The organism is Oleiphilus sp. HI0080 (assembly GCF_001635135.1).
Window position 1 is genome coordinate 1 of record NZ_LWFU01000598.1, and the last position, 1,185, is coordinate 1,185.

Annotated in this window: 1 protein-coding gene; it reads right to left on the reverse strand. The window is 45.5% G+C overall.

The window, feature by feature from the left end; genetic code table 11:
* On the reverse strand, window positions 1-1,185 hold a 1,185-nt coding region (gene bamA, locus A3751_RS13105), incomplete at both ends, for an outer membrane protein assembly factor BamA (RefSeq protein WP_068456753.1).

A 1,185-nucleotide genomic window follows, 5' to 3' on the forward strand; every position in this document is an offset into this window, starting at 1 on the left:
GATTCACTTAATGGCACATAGAAATTCGAATTGTACCGAAGCTTATAAAACGACAGATCGCTTGCGGGAACCGTGATCTCACCAGAAAGCCCCTGACGCCAACCAGCAGTCGGAAACATTCCGCGATTTAATGTACTTCGCGACCACCCTAACGTCACATCAAAGTTGTTAAAGTTATCACCATTTTGATCGATGAAGCGCTGAATCTCTAGTGGCGGAAGATCTCCGACCTCTAAAGCCGTGTTAGAAACACCAACGCCGAAGCTAAGACGAGAAACAGGATCAATCGGATACCCAAAGGTGACCGACGCGCCCGATGCATCAAGAATGTAATCAGATCGATTCGACTGATCAAAATCCGTTTCGCGAGCATAAACACTGAAACCGCGACTCACGCCGTCGACTGTATAGTAAGGGTTCAAATAACTGAAATTCGCTGACTTCACTGAGGAGCTCGTGTTTATACCAAACGAAACGCGTTTGCCTGTACCGAAAAAATTATTCTCAGAAACGCTTAAACCAAGAGTTAGCCCGCTCCCCTGACTAAAACCCAGACTTGCGGATAAATTACCCGAGCTCTGCTCCTCAACGGAGTAGTTAACATCGATTTGATCGTTGACACCAGGCACAGACGGCGTCTCTACGGACACATTACCAAAGTAACCGAGGCGAGAAAGTTTCGTTTTGGATACCTCTATGAGATCCGTCGACGCGGAAGCACCTTCCATTTGAACCATTTCTTGACGGAGTACAGCATCTTTTGTTGTGGTATTCCCTATAAAGTTAATCCTGCGCACGTAGTTTCGCTTGCCGGGATCAATATAGAAAACAATACTCGCACTGTTGTCGTCATGCGGCTCAGGAATGGGATTTACACTCGCGTAGGTGTAACCTTCGCCACCTAAAGCACGCGAAATTTGCTCAGCAGAAAGGGTGAGTTTGTTTCTAGAAAATGTATCTCCCGGCTTGATAAAGACAAGTTCTTCCAACTCACTCTTTTCAAGCACTAAATCCCCTTTGAGCTCAAAGTCACGAACAGTAAATAACGGCCCCTCATCAACGTTGATGGTAATAAATACGTTCTGTTTATCTGGAGAAATCGAGACCTGAGTAGACTCAATATTGAACTTGATGTAACCGCTATCAAGATAGTAGGAACGAATGCGCTCAATGTCACCACTCAGT